Source organism: Planomicrobium sp. CPCC 101079, from assembly GCF_007859275.1.
Classification (GTDB): Bacteria; Bacillota; Bacilli; order Bacillales_A; family Planococcaceae; genus Planococcus.
Map to the genome: position 1 here is coordinate 20257 of NZ_VOHC01000006.1, position 19275 is coordinate 39531.

Consider the following 19275-nt stretch of genomic DNA (forward strand, 5'->3'; position numbering starts at 1 on the left):
GGTTTAGAAGGTAAACGTTTCGTGAATACGGAATTTAGTATAAGAAGCGAAATGGGAGAAATGGGGGATACTTCATGAGAGGCGAACATATTTACTTAAGAGCGTTCAATCTGCAGGATGCTGAAGCAAAACTAAAGTTGGAAAAAGACAACAGCGACTTTTTTGAGAAATTTTCGATGACCCGTTATCCAGATTTCTATACATTGAAGGTACAACAAGAAATGATCGAAACAGGCAATGCTCAACGTGAAGAAGGCCGGGAAGAAAGTTTTGGGATTTTTAAAAACGAAGATGACACATTGATTGGGACGATTACCCTTTTTCAAATTTTTCGAGGGCCGCTCCAAAGCGCATTTCTCGGTTACGCGCTTGATAAAAGCCATAACAACAAAGGGTATACCACCGAAGCGGTAAAGCTGATTGTCGACTATGCTTTCCAAAAGCTGCAGTTGCATCGCATTGAAGCGGGAGTCATGCCGCATAATAACCCATCAATCCGGGTATTGGAAAAAGCGGGATTCCACAAAGAAGGGATTGCTAAAAGCAACGTGAAGATCAATGGCAAATGGGAAGACCACCAGGTGCTGGCAATTATCAACCCAAGAGACGAATCAGATTCCTTCTAAAGAGTGCGGCACTGATCTGTCCAGTTGTGGATTGCGGCAATTACTTCCTTCAACGCCAATCCTTTTGGCGTCAATTTGTACTCGGATTTAGTGGAAGAAACCAGCTGCGTTTTCGTTGCCAAACCTTCTTTTATCAACTCATTAAGCCTTTCAGTCAGAAGCCGGTCAGAAATTCCAGGGATGTTTGCCGAAATTTCGTGGAACCTTTTTGGACCATCCATCAATGAATAGACAACAACACCCATCCATCTTCTGCCGATAAACTCGATGGTGTTATGGAAGTTGCTGCAAATTGGCGCAACCAGCTCATGTTTTTCAGGTGTATCCATGATTTCGACTCCCTTCTTTTTTATCATAATAGCATGATTCATCTCTGTTGACTCTCAAACTTACTAATGGTAAGTTAATTTTATCAACTTACCATTAGTAAGTCCATCAGAGGAGGAAAATGCATGTCAACAAGAACCGAATCATCTCTATATAAAGTGATGACTGAAAGAAAATCAGTTCGGGTGTACGATCCGAATTTCAAAATCCCAAAAGAAGAACTTGAGGAAATGCTGAAACTGGCGACTACAGCACCTTCATCAAGCAACCTGCAAGCTTGGAACTTTATCGTCATCCAAGACCAGGAAGTGAAAAAAGAATTGCGCGCGATTGCCAACAACCAGGCACAAGTAGAGACATCTTCAGCAATCATCGCTGTTCTTGGAAATGTCGATGCTTATAAAAATGTTGAAAAGATCTATACACAAAACGTAGAGGAAGGGTATATGGACGAATCGGTCAAAGAGCGGTCGATTGCCAATACGTATAAAGTTTACCCGAATGCACCTGTCGAAGCGCGCATGAATATCGCTTCATACGATGCCGGCCTTGTTTCTATGCAGTTGATGCTCATTGCAAAAGAGCGTGGCTATGACACCATTCCGATGGGTGGTTTCGACAAAGTGAAGTTCGCTGAAAGATTTGATCTTCCAGAACACCTTTTCCCGATTGTCTTGATCGCAGTCGGCAAAGCAGCGGCTCCGGCATTTGGAACTTCACGCCTGCCAATCGAAGAAGTTACAAGGTTTATTTAATATATGTAAAAGACCCGGTACGCCCAGTGCCGGGTCTTTTTTTTATGGATAAAAGCAGGAAGGCGATAGGCTGATGGCGAAAAAATAACGATTAGCCGATCAAAATGGCGGCGGAGCAGCAGAAAGGGGAATGGCGATGACGATCCAAACGGCAAGGCTTTTAATGCGGCCATATCAAGATGAAGATTTCGATTTTCTCTGTTCTCTTTTTTCCGATCCGGAAGTGGTCCGTTTTATCGGCAACGGGCAGACGCGCAATAGGGACGGGGCTATGGAGTTTTTATACTGGATTTACCGCTCCTATAAGACCAACCCTAAACTCGGGCTGCGTGTTTTGGTTCGAAAAGAAGACGGGAAATTGGTTGGCCATGCCGGCCTTGTTCCACAAACAATAAACGGATCTGAAGAATTGGAAATCGGCTATTGGGTTGCTCGGGAGTACTGGGGGCAGGGATATGCCACAGAAGCTGCAGCAGCATTGAAAGAATACGGCAGCCGGCAGCTTGGCAAGAAGCGGTTTGTCTCTCTGATCCAACCGGAAAATGCAGCTTCAAGAAAAGTGGCGGAGCGGATCGGCATGGAGCTTGAAAAAGAAATTACGCTGGCAGGCAGAAAAGTCTGCGTTTATTCGAATAGAAGGAGGAAGTGAAATGGAATTTCCTGCACTCCAAACTGCGCGGCTCTAGCTAGTGCACATCAGCCAGCAATATGCTGAACGTTTTTTTGATATTATGTCCCGGGATGAAGTGACCAAGTACTACGGAATGGACAGCTTGGCAAATCCGGAAGAAGCAGCGCGAATCATCGAATCTTTCCAGACCAGTTTTGAATTGAAGCGGGGAATCCGCTGGGGCCTCATCTTGAAAGAAAACGGCCGGTTCATTGGAACAATTGGTTTAAATAACCTGAATGTGCGAGGGAAAAAAGCGGAAGTCGGATACAAACTGCATCCGGACTACTGGGGGCAGGGGCTTGTACGCGAAGCCAATTCTGCAGTGTTGCAATACGCGTTCACCGAACTGGATCTTTTCCGGATAGGGGCTGTCACGTTTCCTGAAAATACGGCATCAAGCGGTTTGTTGAAGAAGCTTGGATTTATAGAAGAAGGGCGTTTGCGCGGTTATTTATACCAGCGCCACCAGTCGCATGATGCGTTGGTTTTTTCGTTGCTGAAAACAGAATGGGAAAAGAAAGTGAATTGAGAAGAGGTTTGATATGACAGGAAATATAGCTATCCAGTTGATGTCGATGTGCTTGGTGCAAGACGGCGATCGGGTACTTCTAATAAATCGACCTGCTGAAAAAGGATTTCCAGGCTTTATTGGTCCCGGAGGCAAGGTAGATTTTCCGGAAAGCCCGACAGAAGGGGCGATTCGCGAGGTTTTTGAAGAGACAGGTCTTGTTGTGAAAAAAATAGTTTATAAAGGATTGGATGAATACACCGATTCAAGTGCTAATTCCCGTTATATGGTGTTTAATTACCTGGCAACTGAATTTGAAGGGGACATGCTGGAAGCTCCGCCGGAAGGTGAATTGGCTTGGGTGCCGATAAAAGAAGCGTTGGACCTGCCGATGCAGCCTTGGTTTAAAAAGCGATTCCCTTTGTTCTTTGAAGAAGAAACATTCGAAATCCACAATGGGATGAAAATGCAGAACGGATACGCACAGAAACAATAAAAGCAAGAAAGTTGAAATTCTATTGCATTCCGTTGCGGTTGATTCAGAAAATAGCAGGTACAAAAAAGATGGATCAGCTTGTTGAGTAACTATACTGATTGTTGGATAGCTATCCCGCAGGAGTCTCCACTGTTCGGCTCCATAGCGGAAGGAGAAATAGGAAGAAAGCGGACGAACTGTCCGCTAAAAAGTCTGCCTCTTCTTCTTTTTCTAATCTTGGCTTCGCTATACTTCAAGTTATTGCTCCCTGTTAATGGAGCGGAAGCCGGCAGCCTGAGGGATGGTCAGCTCTATGCTGATCAATCCTTTTAGTTATCCCGTAAAAACTTGGTCATAAGGGAAGCGGTAATTTTCTTTTTTCGGCTTCAGCAAAATCAGGAAAAGCGTCAGCGGACCGATGCGCCCGATAAACATAACGATGCAAAGCAGTACTTCGCCGATACTGCTCAAGTCCGCTGTAATGCCCATGGACAGGCCGACTGTGCCAAAAGCGGAAACGACTTCAAAGGCTAGCGGCAGAAAAGGAATGGTTTCAAAAACCATCAGCAAAAACATGAATACCAGAACCAGCAGCAAACTGATGGTGGTAACGGCTAATGAACGAATGACCGCTTCAATCCGGACGGACCGACCGAAGATTTCCGGTTCTCTTCGTGCTTGCAAAAAAGCCATAGAAGCAAGGATGACTACGATAAATGTACTGAGTTTAATGCCGGAAGCGGTAGAGGCGCTGCCTGCTCCGATGAACATTAAAGCCATGGTGAACAATAAGGTCGGATCTTCCATCGCTCCATAGTCCAATACGTTAAACCCGGCAGTCCGTGGCGTTACGCCGGTGAAGTAAGAAGCAATTAGTTTTTCCTGTAAATTCAAGTTCCCGATTGTTTCTGGATTGCTGTATTCCAGGATGAAAACAGTGAATGTAGCCAAAACGTTGATCAGGAGGGTTCCCAACACCATCAGCTTGGTATGGAGCGACCACTCGCGGAACGATTTTTTCAGATAAATATCCATAACGACTGTAAAGCCTATCCCCCCGATAATAAAGAGGGTGGACAATAAGATTGTCACAAAAGGATCTCCTGCGAAACTCATGAGGTTGTCAGGAAATAAAGAAAAGCCGGCATTATTAAATGCGGAAACTACATGGAACACGCTTAAGTTCAAAGCTTGCTTTAAACCATAGTCCGGGAGCCAGTATAATGTAAGAATTATGACACCAAGCGTTTCGATAACAAAGACGAAACCGAGGATTATTTTAACGAGCCGGATGATGCCGCCTACAGAGTTCTGTGAAAAGGACTCTTGCAGATACATCCGGTTTTGAAGGCCGATTTTCTTCCGAAATAGCAGAAGCAAGGCAGTCGCAAAAGTCATTAAACCGATGCCGCCGCATTGTATTAGCACCAACAACACAATTTCTCCAAAGGCGGTAAGTGTCGAACCCGGATCAAAGACACTTAAACCGGTCACCGTCGTAGCGGAAGTAGCCGTGAATAAGGCGTTGACCCAAGTAATTGATTCAGTAGTAGCGATCGGCAGCTTCAGAAGAAGGGTGCCGATAAGAATAAGAAACAAAAAACTGCCGGCAATCAGAAGAGGGGCAGATGCGGATTCCCGCTTCTTTTTCGTGGACTTCATAAGGACACTTCCTAATTTGAGTGATAAAAAGCAGTTGATATAATGGGTGTGTAAGCGAACTCTTTAAAATTTCCTTGTTTTTGCATCAAAAAAAGACCGATTCAAATAGAATGGTCTTAGGCGATGCCTCTGGCCCTTCTCCCGAATTACAAAATTAACGCTTACGGAGTTAGCTGCCGGATTAGGGATTGAGAGTATCCCTTCTTACAAAGTAAGATTCACCCCGAGATAGAATGGTTCCTATCTATTGTGGTTCCCCCGCTCAAAACAGATTCAGCGAATAAAAGGTAGTCTGGTTATTTGCTTTTCAACAAGATAAAATCTACTCTCGTTTACAGGTATTGTCAATACTATTTTAATGCCCGAAATATTTATTTTGACAACCTTGCTTAAAACAGAAGATTGCCACTCCATTTCGGGTTCTGTTATAGTGAAAATGAGGGCAGTATCTGAATAGAACTGCACCAGTAAGGCTATTGGCATTTCAAATAAATAGTTCTGCCTTGATCTTAAAGCGACAGGGACGGAGGAAACCTTTTATCTAACATTCTGCCCTTTTGTCCATTTATGAACAAAAGGGTTTTTCAATTGGTTTTCTCCTCAGAAGGAGGAGTAAAAGATGAAGAATACCGCATCATTTTTAAAAATGAAAGCAGAAGGTGAAAAAATCGCCATGCTGACAGCTTATGATTATCCGTCGGCAAAACTTGCAGAAGAAGCGGGAATGGATATCATTTTGGTTGGCGATTCACTGGGCATGGTAGTGCTGGGGTATGATTCAACTGTGAAAGTGACTGTTGAAGACATGATTCATCACGGAAAAGCGGCTCGTCGCGGGGCGCCGGACACATTTTTAGTTGTGGATATGCCGTTTGGCTCATTCCACGGCAGTCTGGGGAGATCGCATGAGAATGCAGTCCAAATTTTTCAGGAAACCGGAGCGGAAGCATTGAAACTAGAAGGTGCTGACGAAGTCATTGAAGTGACCCGCATGCTGACCCGCACCGGCATTCCCGTTGTATCGCATCTCGGCTTGCTTCCGCAAAGCGCTGGAGTTCTCGGTGGTTACAGAGTTCAAGGGAAAACAGCGAATGCTGCTAAGAAATTGATTGAAGATGCCAAAGCCTGTGAAGCAGCCGGAGCTTTCATGCTGGTGCTCGAATGCATTCCGTACCAATTGGCGCGTGAAGTGACTGCGGCCGTGTCCATACCGGTCATCGGAATCGGGGCAGGCAGCGAAACGGACGGCCAAGTGCTCGTCTACCACGATACGCTGAAATACGGATCGCACCACTTGCCGAAATTTGTCCGTTCTTATGCGGAAACAGGGACGATGATGAGAGCGGGGCTCAGCGACTATGTAACCGAAGTGAAGTCTGGAGCATTCCCGGCGGAAGAACACCGCTTTACGATGAAGGAAGAAGAATTGCAGCAATTATATGGCGGAAAATCTTAACAGTACAATACTTGAGGCATACAAAAAAGGAGCTGAGCAGGTGTAAGTGCTTGGCTCCTTTATTATTGGGTAGAAGCTGCGAGTGATGAGGTCTTTTTAAAAAAAAATTGCCCTTTCTCTAGTAGTAACACTAAAGAAAAGGCAGTTTACTGTTTGATAGCGGACAAATTAATGACGAGTATTACCTGTCGCAGCATGTCCATCTTTTTCAGGAAAAACGTTCTTATCCAAGTATTTATGGAAGAACCATTCTCCGCCCCCAATTACAAGAGCGGAAATAAGGGATGCAGCAATGATATCCTCAGTGTTAGCAAACAGCATCTGGCCCATTAGCCAAATCACTAAGAAAGAAGTGACGATATCCCCGATAGTGGCCATCGTATTTCGTTTTTTGTGGTCTGCCGTATTGCTGTGACCCGCCGTTTGAGTATTGGCTGTGCGGTCGCCGGTTTTTCTGAAAATCATCAGATCCCCTAATACATATGCGACTGCGGTCAAAACAAGGCTGATCAATAAGGTGTCTCCGAACTCCACATCAAAAATTCCTGTTAAGATAATTAAAAGTACTACAGCAATCATAATGAATTTCATGATAAGAGCTTTAACATGGTTCATAGTGTTTCCTCCTCGATTAAGATTTGTTCTCGATATTGTAAGATTACCCTCATTTTGTAATTTCAACCTTTTTTTAAAAAAGAACTTTAAATTTTCTATGATTAGAAATGTTATTCCGATATAATTCTTCTCCATTACTTTATTAGCAGCTTTCCGTAAACTGTATAACTTTATATGTCTTTTGGTCCAAAAAAGGGATTATCTTTTAATTGAAGCGGGAATCTATTTTGAAAGAAGACAAAAAGGAAAGAGGGAGAGATATGAGGTTGGATAATGAACATCCCCAACATGACATCGTCCAGGTTATGGATATTTGCGGCGTAAGCATTAGTTATAACGTACAAAGAACCATCATGAAAACAGGACTTTACTCCGTATACCTCATATCACTGGCCAATCAGCCTAATTCAATAGGGGAGGTGCTTTTAATTGAACATCCCCCAGCTCGAGCACCATCCAAATATCTTTTACCCCTGAAATCTAGCAAGCCTTTGACGACCAGTGAACTAATGAATGAAATTGTTGAGACTTTGGAGGCTCATTTCAATCGGAAAGGGTAAAATTCTTTCTTTAGTAATTCACTATCCACAATAGGTAAGGCTGCTTTCTTCTGTCGCCCTTGCCGCAACCGAGGCTGTGACGCAGAAGCTAAAGGAAAAAATAGAAGATAATTAAATTAGCTGTTCTATTCCCTTTGCGCGCAAAGGGAATTTTTTTATTCATTAGACCACTCCTTTGGCTGCGCCGCTAAATTTTTATTCCCTTAAAACAGCAGGGAAAAAGGTAGGAAATCTTTAACTCGGTCTTTACGTAAATGTTGTAAGATAGGACTATGGAGGTGTTAGGATGAATCAATTTATTCGAATCACCAATGCAACGGAAAACAATTTGAAGAATGTGTCCGTCGACATTCCGAAAAACCGGTTTGTCGTCATTACCGGCCCTTCGGGTTCAGGGAAATCCACTTTGGCTTTGGACATTCTGCAGCGGGAAAGCCAGCGCCAGTATATGGAGGCAAACGGCATCATCTCGAGTTTGATCAACAAGCCGAAAGTCGGTTCGGTCCTCGGCCTGTCCCCGTCCATCGGTGTCGGCCAGCAGGTCACAAACCGCAATCCGCGCTCAACTGTCGGCACAGTGACTGATATGTATACGTACATGCGTGTGCTGTATGAAAAACTTGGGGAGCGGGAGTGCCCGAACTGCCGGGCAATCGTCACTCAATCGATGGCAACGGACGAATTAAGCGAAACTGTAGCATGCGGCAATTGCGGACACGAATTAGAAAACTTAACACGGGCGCATTTTTCCTTTAATACGCTTGAAGGCGCCTGCCCGATCTGCTCTGGACTTGGAAAGACGGTTGATATTCATAGGGACCAAGTCTTCAATTCTGAACTTAGCTTGAAGGATGGAGCGGTAACATTTTGGTTTCCTGCCGTCCGGGAGTATTACGGAAAAATCGTAGAAACGGGAGCCAAGTATTACGGGTTTGATCTCGATATGACGGTGCCTTTGAAAGACTACAACGAGGTGCAGCGCGATTTTTTATACTACGGAGCGGAAAGCGAAGAATTTAAACGCCATTACCCTGATAAGCAGCCTCCCAAAACAGTGTCACAGGGAAGATTTGAAGGTGTGCTTACTGGTTTATGGAGGCGCTATAAGGAAAATGGAGGGAATTCAGTAGAAAGCAAGTTTTTCTTCAGCCATACGTGCTCCGAATGCGGAGGGGAAAAGCTGAAAAAAGAAAGCCGCCTCGCTAAAGTAGCTGGCTGTTCGATTACGGAAGTGTCCAAATGGCCGCTCGAAGAAGTGATGAATTGGATCAAAAAGCTGAATCGGCAAGCGGAAGAAACGAAAGATTCGTTAACTGCCATGATTTTGGAAGATTTGACCGCCAAAATCATCCGGATTGTCAATGTGGGACTTGCTTATTTATCGATGGACCGGGAAGCGGTCACTTTGTCGGGCGGAGAATCGCAGCGGCTTCGTCTTGCGACGATCCTTGGTTCGGGTTTGACAGGCGTCCTTTATATATTGGATGAACCGACTGCTGGCTTGCATCCAAGAGATACATTAGGGCTGGTCAAAATTATTAAACAGCTGCGGGATATCGGCAACACGGTATTAGTCATCGAACATGATGTTTCTGTCATGGAACAAGCGGACCACATTATCGACTTAGGGCCGGGAGCTGGAACTTCGGGCGGTGAAGTTGTCGGAGAAGGAACACTGCTTGATTTACAGGAGCAGCCAAGATCGGTGACGGGCGCTTTTGTAAAAGAGTTTCATGCGGCACCGGCGAACAGAAGGCCTGGAACTGGCCAGCATCTTACCGTATACAATGCGCATAAAAATAATTTAAAGAACATTACGGCTTCTTTCCCGCTTGGCTGCTTTGTGACAGTGACCGGCGTTTCGGGTTCCGGAAAATCTTCTTTGCTGTTTGATATTGTCGCGGCCAGCAGCTTGGAGGAAAACGGCAAAGAAGGCTATGATCAGATAACTGGACTTGAAGTTGTTGACAAGATGGTGACGGTGGACCAATCTGCTTTGAGCCGGATGCAGCGGTCGAATGTGGCAACGTATACGGAAGTGTTCACGCTTTTACGGACTTTATTTGCGAAGCTGCCCGCTTCTGTTGAGAATGGCTTGAGTTCTAAGCACTTTTCATTTAACACAGAAGGGGGACGGTGCGAAAACTGCCAAGGCCTGGGATACGTGCTGACAAAGATGTATTTTCTGCCGGACATTGAAGTGGAGTGTCCTGTATGCCGGGGTAAGCGGTTTAAGGAGGAAGTGCTGGCTGTCACTTATCAAGGATACTCGATTTCCGGCATTCTCGACTTGAGCATTGAAGAAAGCTTGGCGTTGTTTGTAGGGCAAAAGAAAATAACGGCGATCATCGGTTTGCTGTGTGAAGTGGGCCTTGGCTATTTGAAGTGGGGGCAGACCTTGACGACTTTATCAGGCGGTGAAGGCCAGCGCCTGAAGTTGGCCCGGGAACTGAGTAAACCGGCGAAAGGCCATACGCTTTATATATTGGATGAGCCATCGACCGGATTGCATCCAAACGATGTAAAGACGCTGCTGTTGCTGATCAATAAACTGGTTGATGCCGGTAATACGGTCATCATCGTTGAACACAACACGGACATTATTCGAGCTTCCGACTGGGTCATCGATTTAGGGCCGGAAGGCGGGGAAGCGGGCGGCTACTTGGTGGCTGAAGGGACGCCGGAACAAGTGGCCGGGAATGGCGCATCGTATACAGGAGCTTATTTGGGTTATTAATAGTTGAGTGGGCAGGGAGCGGAGAGCTCCCTGCTTTTTTATGTTGAATGAGGGTGAGTTACAACTTTTATGGCTTGAGTTACAACTTTTTCGTTGCGGGTTCCAACTCTACATTTGTGAGTTCCAATTTGTCGAGCTGGAATGGGACTTGAAGAAGGGTTTTTCTGGTTATTTGAAGAAAGAGTAAGCAAGTGACGTGAAGGGGGAAATGAAATGAAGCAAATCATTGCGCTTGGCGGAGGCGGATTCTTGATGGAGCCCAAAAATCCGCTATTGGATTTATACATATTGGCCCAATCAAAGAAAGATAATCCGAAAATCTGTTTTATTCCAACGGCAAGCGGAGATTCGGAGAGTGCGACATTGAAGTTTTATGAATTTTTTGCCCAGCATAATTGTCAGCCGTCTCATCTATCTTTGTTCAAACCGCCGACGAGGGATATTGAAGGATTCATACTGGAGAAAGACATTATTTATGTGGGAGGAGGAAATACCAAAAACTTGCTGGCTATCTGGAGAGACTGGGGACTGGATGGCATTTTAAAGAAAGCCTGGGAGCAAGGCATTGTGCTTGCTGGTATAAGCGCAGGCTCAATCTGCTGGTTCGAAGAAGGTGTGACCGATTCGTTCGGAGATGGCCTTGACCCGCTTAAGGCTTTAGGCTTTCTGAAAGGAAGCAATTGTCCTCATTATGATGGGGAAGAAGATAGAAGACCTACGTATCGTCAGCTTGTCGGGGCGCAAACATTGCAGGCAGGGATTGGGGCAGATGATGGAGCAGCAGTTCATTACGTGGACCAGGAAATAACGGCAATTGTCAGCTCAAGGCCGAATGCCAAAGCTTACCAGGTTTCTTTTGATGGACAAGTAAGTGAAACTGAACTTCCAACCAGATTTTTGGGCTCTGGCTAATATCGATTGATAAAGGGGCGAAAGAAATGGAGAAACACAGAGCGGCTAAAATGTACGACTACCATGTCTGGGCCAATCGGAGAGTGTTCGAAAACTTGAGGCAGCAGCCCGAATCCATTTACAACAGCCAAATCCAAAGCGTTTTTTCATCTGTTTCTGAAGTGCTTCTGCATATGTATATGGTTGAGATGGCTTGGTTTGAAACGATGAAAGGAACATTGTTCGATAATACCAGCAAAAAAATCGAGCAGGCAGCGCTGGAGTTGAAGGGGCAGCCGCTTGAAGTGGTTGAAATGGCCTTTGAAGCGATGGCGGAAGAATTTCAAGGCTTTTTAGCAAACCAAAAAGACTTGGAACAAGTGTTGGAAGTGATGCATCCCCACTATGGGCGTTCTGAGTTTGCACTTGCTGATATGATCCACCACGTAGTCAACCATGGTACTTACCACCGCGGCAATATTTCCGCAATGTCGCATCAGCAAGGAGAAAAGGGTGCGCCGACGGATTATATCTTTTTTGTCGGCAAATGAGCAGGGGAATTAATAATTTTTAAAGGGGTACTTGGCTGTGCAATCTGAACAAGACATATTGGAGTTAATTGAAGAAGATATATGGATGATGGAAGTATTGAAGGCTGCGCACTCGCTGGGTTTGCCGGATTGGTGGGTATGTGCTGGCTTTGTGCGTTCTAAAATATGGGATACCCTGCACGGATTTAAAGAAAGAACAAGTCTTGCGGATATTGATGTGATTTATTTTGATCCGGAAAATCTTACTGGAAAAGAAGAAGAGCATCTGGAAAAGAAGCTGGGCCATTTGGTGCCGGATTTGCCATGGTCAGTGAAAAATCAGGCCAGGATGCATGTGGTAAATGGGCTGCCTCCTTACACTTCATCAGCGGATGCGATTTCCAAGTTCCCGGAAACCGCTACGGCGCTTGGCGTGAAATTGGATGAACAAGGCGGGCTTGTTCTGATTTCACCTTGCGGGATAGAAGACGTTTTGAATATGGAAATCCATCCAACACCGCACTTTTTAGGGGAGGTTCGGTTGCTTTCCATATACAGAGAGCGGCTCGAAAAAAAGAACTGGACAGCGAAATGGGGAAAAGTGAAACAAGGAAACTCGTTCCTAACGTAAGGGTGGGAAAACTGTTATCGTTATCATTTCCCGGGAAATTATCATGTTAATCAAGCGAAAGGATATGTTTATTACTAGCAGTTGAGATGGAAGTGGAAAAGCGGATGCCAGGAGGAAAAAATGTTAAACAAACAGGGTTTTAATTTATGGGCAAACGATTACGACAAGACGGTACAAGTGAGCGAAGAAAATAATCTGTATCCGTTTGCCGGATACAAGGACATATTGGATTTTATTTTTAATGAAGCGATGCAAAAAAATCACTCAGCGGTTTTGGATATCGGATTCGGCACAGGAATATTGGCAAGCAAGCTTTATGAACATGGCCACTATATTAATGGAGTGGATTTTTCTTCAGAAATGATTGAGATTGCGAAAGGCAAAATGCCGTTGGCAAATCTAATCGAGTGGGATATTACGTACGGGTTGCCGGAGCGTTTAAAGGCAAAGAACTACGAGTCAATCATTAGCACTTATGCGCTGCACCACTTAACGGATGAAGAGAAGAAGAGGTTCGTCCAGGAACTATTGCCGCTGCTAGCTGAAGGGGGGAAAATTTACGTCGGGGACATCTCGTTCCAAACAAGGGCGGATTTAGAGAATTGCCGAAATGCTAGTATTAATTATTGGGACGAAGACGAATTTTATTTTGTTTTTGAAGAAATCGAATCAGCTCTAAAAGGCATTGCAAAATGCAAGTTCTATCCTTTTTCGCATTGCGGTGGAGTGATCGTAATTTCGAAGTAAAGGAGAATGCAGACCATGAAATTTGCGGTGGTAACGGATGTCCATGGCAATGCGCCGGCATTGAGGGCAGTGCTGGAAAAAATTGATCAGTCTCCTGGAATTGAACATATATTTTGTCTAGGGGACATGATGGGTATCGGCCCGAACACGAACGAAGTGCTCGGAATGCTATTTTCACGAACCGATGTCTCTATGGTCACCGGGAATCATGACGAAGCAATTTTGGCGTTGGCAAAAGGACAGCAATATCCGCTTAGCCATTCTCATGTGAAAACACATCACCAATGGATGGCTGATCGGCTCGATCCGGCTTTCATTCCTAAGCTAGCCAGCTTGCCTCGGACTATTAAAAAGAGAATTAGCGGACATTCAGCATTGTTCACCCATTACAGCATCTGTGATGGGAAGCTGCTGGCGCCGATCAGCAAAGACCCTTTCAAACCGATTGTGGAACCGAGCCTTACAAACATGGAAACATTGTTTAACAAGGCAAATGAGCAGCTGGTTTGTTTTGGCCATCATCATCCAAAACATTTCTTTAAAAATACCCGGACCATCTACCTTAATCCGGGAGCTCTTGGCTGCACAATCAAGCCGGCTGCACCCTACGCTATCGTCAATGTTCGGGAGCAGGGGATTGACGTAAGTTTAGAGGAAGCTGGCTATGACAATCGGGAATTTCTGCTATCGTACGAGAAACTAAAAGTACCGGAACGAAAATTTATTTTAAAAGCATTCCATGGAAATCAAATGGGAAATCAGGGGTGGTAGAGAGGTGAAAAAAGGGGTCTGTACGGTTAGAAATAACCGTACAGAAAAGGAGACGCTTGAATCGAGGAGGGAACTTCGGAGATAAATAAAGAGGGTAAAGCGCAAGAAGATGAGTGCTAAGAAATTTACTCCGGAATAGAAGGCGTTTTAAGGGAAGCCCCTCCAGGAGCGGCTTTTATCAATCAATAATAAGCGGCACTTGATGGCAATAAGGGCATGGTATATAGGCTTGTTGATTTTCAAGCAATTGGACATAGGGGCGGGAGTCAACAAATTCCTTCTTTTCAGGTGCACTGGCATCCAAATGACACCGGCTTTCCATATATCGGCTCTCATGAACGGATTTCTGTTGGTGATCAACTATATATTGCAACATGGAGGCTCGCTCCCTTTCTTTAGTTGAATTTCCCTTAAAAACCACAGCCGGCAATCTGTATAAAAGGTGTTATTCAGCATGTCTAAGCTGGTTTTATCACCTGTTTTTTGGGGGATTAATCCAAAAAAACGCCGAAAAGAATCGTTGCGAATCTTTTCGGCGTTGTCCTCAGCACTATCTCTTCCATCGATAACTTCCGCATTTTTACCATCAAAGCTGCCTTTATTAACAGCTTCAATTTTCTCGCCGTTTATCATCAAGTGATAAAGTGCATCCGGGTCATCCTCGCTGCCTGGCCGATACAGTCTCACATTATTAATTGCTTTCATTGGACTACCCCTCCGAAACTCATAATTATCAGCTATTTTCCCAACCCCTCAATTTTCAAACGGCGGCTTGAATAAAAGAAAGGGTTACAGCCGGAAGACACTGGGTAAAGACAAACTAAATCGATCAAGGAGGGAATCATTGGGATTATGGGCTTAAAACTAAAAGACCTCAAAGACCAAGTTATTGTGATTACGGGAGCCTCTAGCGGAATAGGATTGGCAACAGCCAGAATGGCAGCTGAAAAAGGAGCCAAAGTGGTGGCAGCTGCAAGAAATGAAGATGCTTTAAGGGAATTGGTCGAAGAACTGAGCAGTAAAGGGCATGAAGCGATTTTTGTCGTAGCGGATGTCGGCAAGGAAGAAGATGTCAACAAAATCGCCGAAACCGCCATCGAACAGTTTGGCCGCTTTGATACTTGGGTCAACGATGCGGCGGTCACTATTTTTGGCCATATGATGGATGTGACCATCGAGGATATGAAGCGGATGTTCGATACGAATTTCTGGGGAGTCGTTTATGGTATGAGAGCGGCTGTCAGACATTATAAGGAGAGAGGCGTTCCAGGTGCCATTGTCAATGTGGGGAGCCTTTATGGGGACAGAGGGGTCGTCCTTCAGTCGACCTACTCCGCAGCTAAATTTGCAGTCCACGGCATGACGGAGAATCTCCGGATGGAAATGGAAAAAGAAAAAGCTCCAGTTTCAATTTCGTTGATTCATGCTGGCCGGATTGATACGCCGTATAATGAGCATGCAAGAAGCTATACAGAAAAACAGCCAGCCCATATCGGCATGGTTTATACACCGGAAGTGGTAGCAGAGGCGATTCTGTATTGCGCAGCGCATCCGAAACGGGACATGTATGTCGGAGCACAAGCGAAAATGACGGCGCTTCTCGGTCGGGGAGCACCGCGTTTTACAGATAAATTGATGGAAGTCTTGATCTATCCTACCCAGCTTGCCAACCGCCCATCGCGCCCCCGCGAAGACAGCGCTTTGTATGAAGCGGGTTATGGCATGGAAGAGCGGGGCACCAATAAAGGCTGGATCCGCAAGCGCAGCTATTATGTCCAAGCGACAAAGCGGCCGGTGCTGACACTGGTAGCTTTGGCAAGCGTCGGGGCACTGGTCTGGAATGCCGCGAAAAATAAATGACGAAAATGAAAAAGCCTTTCCCGAAATTATGGGAAAGGCTTTTCAGTTTAAAATGCAGCATCTGCTTTTCTTTTCGCAAAATCGATTTCCGGATAGTAAGCATCTTTGACCAGTAAGTTCGGGCCTAAACAAGAAACCGAAGGGCAATGGCAGCCGACGGTTTTCGCAAGGGGGCGATCCAGCCAGTTCTCAAGCATAGCCGGAAGTGAATCGGTCTGAATGTTGCCCATAGATGGTGTATCGCCGAAATCAGTGACAATGACGTCACCTGTGAAAATATTGACGTTCAGGCGTGAGCGTCCATCCGGGTCGTTTCGGACCGTGACGTTTTTGCTGGAATGGATACGCTGGAGCAAAGCCACATCTTCCTCATTTGAACTGCATGGATAAAATGGCAGCGTACCAAACAGCATCCAAACATCTTCATGGCGTTGATCAAGAAGCTCATGGATGGCTTTCCGGGTTTCATCCAGTGACAAGACTTCAAGCCGGGAAGCAAAGTCGCTTGGATACATTGGATGCACTTCGTGCCGCGCGCATTTCATTTCCTCGACAATTTGTTTGTGGATTTTTGCGAGGTGCGGAAGTGTCCGCTTATTGAGCATCGTTTCCGCTGAGACCATCACGCCGGCTTCGGAAAGCGCCCGGCTGTTATCGATCATCCGCTGAAATTGTTCCGCCCGGCGCTCTTCCGAAGGCTTGCGCTCCATGTTGGCGAACCCGCCAGTGACAAAATCTTCAATGGTGCCCCAGTTATGCGAAATGTGCAAGACGTCCAAATATGGGGCGATAAGCATATACCGCTCGAGCGGCATGGTGAGGTTGGAGTTCATCTGCGTCCGCACGCCCCGCGCATGGGCGTATTTCAATAAAGGCAGCACATAGCGCTCGACTGACTTCTTGGAAAACATGGGCTCGCCGCCTGTTAGGCTGATCGTCCGCAAATGGGGAATTTCATCAAGCCGCGATAACAGCAATTCAATCGGCAAGGCATCTGGATCTTTATGGGCGAGCATATAACCGACAGCGCAATGTTCACAGCGCATATTGCAAAGGTAAGTAGTTGTGAACTCTATACTGGATAATGTCAGTTTTCCATATTCTTCGATATCCATATAAGCTTCCCAAGGGTCGTAATCTGGTGAAATTTTTTTAGAAATAGTGTTAGCTAATGTCATAGTCAAAGACTCCCATAATTTTTATCAACGCTAATTATGGACTTCTCCTATAGGTTCTACAAGCTATGAAGAAGAATTCCTATTTTTCTGATTAAGTTAGAGAAAAAAACCATTCCCAGAACAACAAGGGAACGGCTTTTCCAAAATTATTCCACTGGTTTTTCTGATGTTTCAACCACAGGGGTGCGGACAACTAGTACATCGCATTTCGCCGATCGGACAATACGCTCAGAAACGCTGCCCATGAAGAAGCGTTCAGCAGAGTTTAATCCTGTCGCCCCGCAAACAATCAGATCCGCATCCAATCGTTTGACCATGTCTACTGGAATCATCGATTTAGGGGAACCGTATTCCACAATGGAGTTCACTTGCGGCACTCCGGCTGCTGTGGCCACTTCCTTGTAAGTGATCAATAATCCTTCGGCCGCCTTTTTGGCGCCTTTGGCAAAAGCTTGCCCATAAGCTTCGATTGAGCCAAAAGAACGGTTGTCGACAATGCTCACCAAATTTAAAGTGGCGTGATTCCGCACCGCGATATCGACTGCTTTTTTGAAAGCGATGGCGGCTTGATCCGATCCGTCTACTGCTACGATAATTTGCGAATACTTTAAACTCATGATGTATTCCTCCTTATCTTTCCTACTTAAGAAAGTTCGCTAAACTCTTTTCCAATTCCTGCTTATACACAAACTTTTGAGCACTGCCTTTCAATTCAGTTCAAGAAATGTAAAGCGCAGGGAAATGGAATATGGTACCCTTTAAGTAACGAAATTGGCGGTGATCGACCGAGAAAGGCGGCCTAGTTTTGAATGAAGAAATGATAAGTCCGGAACTGTCTTCCGAATTGAAAGAACTGTTCACTATTCGCCACACGGTAAAGGAATTTAAAAAAGGCGCATACTTGTTTCAAGATGGCGATGCCATTAAAGGGGTTTATATCATTCGTTCAGGAAAAGTCCAAATCGGAAAAGTGACGCCGGATGGCCGGGAACTGACATTAAAAATCTGCGGCCCAAACCAGCTTGTGGGAGAGGTCACCGTTTTTTCCGTGGATTCCAAATACATGTTGGATGCCAAAGCGATAGAAGATGTCATTTGCGCAAAAATCGCTATTAAGGATCTGGAGGATGCGCTCCTCCACAATGCAAAATTGGCGGCTGTTTTCATGAAATGGATGGGCATCGACCAGCAAAAGACGCAGACCAAATTCCGCGACCTTTTGCTGCACGGCAAAAAAGGGGCTTTATACTCCACGCTGATCCGCTTGAGCAACAGCTACGGCGTCCAAAAGGATGACGGTATTTTAATTGATATGAATTTGACCAATCAGGAACTTGCCAACTTTTGCGGAATGGCGCGTGAAGTGGTCAACAGGATGCTCAGCGACTTGAAAAAACAAGAGATTGTTTCAGTTGCGGAAGGCAAGATGATAATCCACGACATCAGCCACTTAAAAATTGAAATCAACTGCGAAAATTGCCCAATCTCATTATGTAAAATCGATTGAACAAGCTTGCCATCAGGCAAGCTTGTTTTTTTATGTCTAAAAATTGACACCTGCCAAAAAAAGAAGGCAAGTGTGATATTTATCACAATGTCTCCAGCAGCAATAACTTACGCTAAAGACAAGAAGAATAACAGAAGAGGTGAAGGGGAATGGCGAAGTACAATGAAGCGCCGGAAGCGGATTTGAAAGGAACCTTGATTTGTGTCTTTCTGGTAGGGCTCGTGATTGTTGTGATGTGGGTAGCCGCTTATTTGATGTATACCGCAAGATGAGAATTAAGAAGGAGTAGATGGAAATGCATTTTCATAAATACGAAAAAATTTGGCTTGTTTTTGGGATTGTTGCACTCACTATCTTTTTGGGAGTGGTGGGAGTAAGCGCCTTTTCACATGACCATACACCAGCAGGGGGCATGCATACAATTGACCCTAAGAAAGTGAATGAAACGGCACCATTCGATAAACCCGGCGTAACCCAGTTGGATGACGATACGTACCAAGTGGCAATCGTCGCAATGGCATTCGGCTATACCACGCCGGAAAAGCTGAGAGTGCCTGCGGGAAAAGAGATCGTTTTTCATGTTACCAGCTCAGACGTAGTCCACAGTTTTACGATTGATAACACAAAAGTCAATATGATGGCTGTACCGGGCCAGATCACGATGAAATCCTACACGTTCACAGAACCAGGAAAGTACTTGATTCTTTGCAACGAATACTGCGGAACCGGTCACCATATGATGTTTAACGAAATTGAGGTGTATTAA

The 19275-nt window shown here is 45.2% G+C and carries 24 protein-coding genes and 1 riboswitch; of the genes, 17 read left to right on the forward strand and 7 right to left on the reverse strand.

The features are described from left to right. Positions 1-74 precede the first annotated feature (74 nt). Positions 75-626: a GNAT family N-acetyltransferase gene (locus tag FQV28_RS02735; protein ID WP_146494075.1), complete on the forward strand. Its 552-nt coding sequence runs from the start codon at positions 75-77 to the stop codon at positions 624-626. Here FQV28_RS02735 and FQV28_RS02740 read toward each other — a convergent pair. Continuing rightward, the gene (locus FQV28_RS02740) at positions 623-955 is read right to left on the reverse strand and encodes a winged helix-turn-helix transcriptional regulator (protein ID WP_146494076.1); all 333 of its coding nucleotides are present in this window, start codon (positions 953-955) and stop codon (positions 623-625) included. The genes FQV28_RS02735 and FQV28_RS02740 overlap by 4 nt on opposite strands. Before the next feature lie 123 nt (positions 956-1078). Here FQV28_RS02740 and FQV28_RS02745 point away from each other — a divergent pair, with 123 nt between their 5' ends. The 4 genes from FQV28_RS02745 to FQV28_RS02760 all read left to right on the forward strand — a co-directional run bounded on the left by FQV28_RS02745 (position 1079) and on the right by FQV28_RS02760 (position 3385). Then, positions 1079-1708 (forward strand): nitroreductase family protein, encoded by a 630-nt coding sequence (locus tag FQV28_RS02745; RefSeq protein ID WP_146494077.1) that lies wholly within the window; start codon positions 1079-1081, stop codon positions 1706-1708. Positions 1709-1844: 136 nt separating this feature from the next. Continuing rightward, positions 1845-2357: a GNAT family N-acetyltransferase gene (locus FQV28_RS02750; RefSeq protein ID WP_146494078.1), complete on the forward strand. Its 513-nt coding sequence runs from the start codon at positions 1845-1847 to the stop codon at positions 2355-2357. A 40-nt stretch (positions 2358-2397) separates the two neighbouring features. Beyond that, on the forward strand, positions 2398-2910 hold the full coding sequence (locus tag FQV28_RS02755) for a GNAT family N-acetyltransferase (protein WP_255472776.1): 513 nt from the start codon (positions 2398-2400) through the stop codon (positions 2908-2910). A gap of 13 nt (positions 2911-2923) precedes the next feature. After that, complete coding sequence (locus FQV28_RS02760) at positions 2924-3385, forward strand: NUDIX domain-containing protein (RefSeq protein ID WP_146494079.1); 462 nt, start codon at positions 2924-2926, stop codon at positions 3383-3385. Between the two features lie 312 nt (positions 3386-3697). Here FQV28_RS02760 and FQV28_RS02765 read toward each other — a convergent pair whose 3' ends face one another. Then, positions 3698-5026, reverse strand: coding sequence for a TrkH family potassium uptake protein (locus FQV28_RS02765; protein ID WP_146494080.1), 1329 nt, complete (start codon positions 5024-5026; stop codon positions 3698-3700). 144 nt (positions 5027-5170) lie between these two features. Beyond that, positions 5171-5315, reverse strand: a riboswitch (cyclic di-AMP (ydaO/yuaA leader). Positions 5316-5645: 330 nt separating this feature from the next. Between FQV28_RS02765 and panB the strand changes: the two genes are divergently transcribed. After that, complete coding sequence (gene panB / locus FQV28_RS02770) at positions 5646-6482, forward strand: 3-methyl-2-oxobutanoate hydroxymethyltransferase (RefSeq protein WP_146494081.1); 837 nt, start codon at positions 5646-5648, stop codon at positions 6480-6482. Positions 6483-6650: 168 nt separating this feature from the next. On the opposite strand, the gene FQV28_RS02775 is transcribed toward panB, so the two are convergent. Next, positions 6651-7097: a YndM family protein gene (locus tag FQV28_RS02775; protein WP_146494082.1), complete on the reverse strand. Its 447-nt coding sequence runs from the start codon at positions 7095-7097 to the stop codon at positions 6651-6653. Between the two features lie 227 nt (positions 7098-7324). Here FQV28_RS02775 and FQV28_RS02780 point away from each other — a divergent pair, with 227 nt between their 5' ends. The 7 genes from FQV28_RS02780 (at position 7325) to FQV28_RS02810 (ending at position 13964) form a co-directional block, all read left to right on the forward strand. Further along, positions 7325-7657: a hypothetical protein gene (locus FQV28_RS02780; protein WP_146494083.1), complete on the forward strand. Its 333-nt coding sequence runs from the start codon at positions 7325-7327 to the stop codon at positions 7655-7657. 286 nt (positions 7658-7943) lie between these two features. Next, the gene (gene uvrA, locus FQV28_RS02785; protein ID WP_146494084.1) at positions 7944-10394 is read left to right on the forward strand and encodes an excinuclease ABC subunit UvrA; all 2451 of its coding nucleotides are present in this window, start codon (positions 7944-7946) and stop codon (positions 10392-10394) included. Positions 10395-10607: 213 nt separating this feature from the next. Then, positions 10608-11306, forward strand: coding sequence for a Type 1 glutamine amidotransferase-like domain-containing protein (locus tag FQV28_RS02790; RefSeq protein ID WP_146494085.1), 699 nt, complete (start codon positions 10608-10610; stop codon positions 11304-11306). 26 nt (positions 11307-11332) lie between these two features. Then, on the forward strand, positions 11333-11836 hold the full coding sequence (locus tag FQV28_RS02795; protein WP_146494086.1) for a DinB family protein: 504 nt from the start codon (positions 11333-11335) through the stop codon (positions 11834-11836). Between the two features lie 31 nt (positions 11837-11867). Beyond that, positions 11868-12446 carry a nucleotidyltransferase family protein gene (locus FQV28_RS02800; RefSeq protein WP_146494087.1) on the forward strand — a complete coding sequence of 193 codons (579 nt, stop codon included), beginning with the start codon at positions 11868-11870 and terminating at the stop codon, positions 12444-12446. A 120-nt stretch (positions 12447-12566) separates the two neighbouring features. Continuing rightward, the gene (locus FQV28_RS02805; protein WP_146494088.1) at positions 12567-13193 is read left to right on the forward strand and encodes a class I SAM-dependent methyltransferase; all 627 of its coding nucleotides are present in this window, start codon (positions 12567-12569) and stop codon (positions 13191-13193) included. Between the two features lie 15 nt (positions 13194-13208). Then, positions 13209-13964: a metallophosphoesterase family protein gene (locus tag FQV28_RS02810; RefSeq protein WP_146494089.1), complete on the forward strand. Its 756-nt coding sequence runs from the start codon at positions 13209-13211 to the stop codon at positions 13962-13964. A 178-nt stretch (positions 13965-14142) separates the two neighbouring features. Here the strand turns inward: FQV28_RS02810 and FQV28_RS02815 are convergent, their stop codons facing one another. Next, complete coding sequence (locus tag FQV28_RS02815) at positions 14143-14286, reverse strand: hypothetical protein (RefSeq protein ID WP_186763767.1); 144 nt, start codon at positions 14284-14286, stop codon at positions 14143-14145. 38 nt (positions 14287-14324) lie between these two features. Beyond that, a complete protein-coding gene (locus tag FQV28_RS02820) occupies positions 14325-14669 on the reverse strand; it encodes a hypothetical protein (RefSeq protein ID WP_146494091.1) in 345 nt (114 codons plus the stop codon). A 147-nt stretch (positions 14670-14816) separates the two neighbouring features. Here FQV28_RS02820 and FQV28_RS02825 point away from each other — a divergent pair, with 147 nt between their 5' ends. Continuing rightward, positions 14817-15824, forward strand: a complete 1008-nt coding sequence (locus FQV28_RS02825) for an SDR family oxidoreductase (RefSeq protein WP_146494092.1) — start codon at positions 14817-14819, stop codon at positions 15822-15824. 47 nt (positions 15825-15871) lie between these two features. Here the strand turns inward: FQV28_RS02825 and yfkAB are convergent, their stop codons facing one another. Both yfkAB and FQV28_RS02835 read right to left on the reverse strand, forming a co-directional pair. Continuing rightward, positions 15872-17002, reverse strand: coding sequence for a radical SAM/CxCxxxxC motif protein YfkAB (gene yfkAB, locus FQV28_RS02830; RefSeq protein ID WP_146494093.1), 1131 nt, complete (start codon positions 17000-17002; stop codon positions 15872-15874). Between the two features lie 146 nt (positions 17003-17148). After that, positions 17149-17619, reverse strand: a complete 471-nt coding sequence (locus FQV28_RS02835) for a universal stress protein (RefSeq protein ID WP_146494094.1) — start codon at positions 17617-17619, stop codon at positions 17149-17151. 200 nt (positions 17620-17819) lie between these two features. Between FQV28_RS02835 and FQV28_RS02840 the strand changes: the two genes are divergently transcribed. The 3 genes from FQV28_RS02840 (at position 17820) to FQV28_RS02850 (ending at position 19275) form a co-directional block, all read left to right on the forward strand. Beyond that, complete coding sequence (locus FQV28_RS02840; RefSeq protein ID WP_146494126.1) at positions 17820-18509, forward strand: Crp/Fnr family transcriptional regulator; 690 nt, start codon at positions 17820-17822, stop codon at positions 18507-18509. 149 nt (positions 18510-18658) lie between these two features. Beyond that, complete coding sequence (locus FQV28_RS02845) at positions 18659-18781, forward strand: cytochrome C oxidase subunit II (RefSeq protein WP_146494095.1); 123 nt, start codon at positions 18659-18661, stop codon at positions 18779-18781. Between the two features lie 23 nt (positions 18782-18804). Next, entirely contained in the window at positions 18805-19275 is a 471-nt protein-coding gene (locus FQV28_RS02850) for a cytochrome c oxidase subunit II (RefSeq protein WP_146494096.1), read from the forward strand.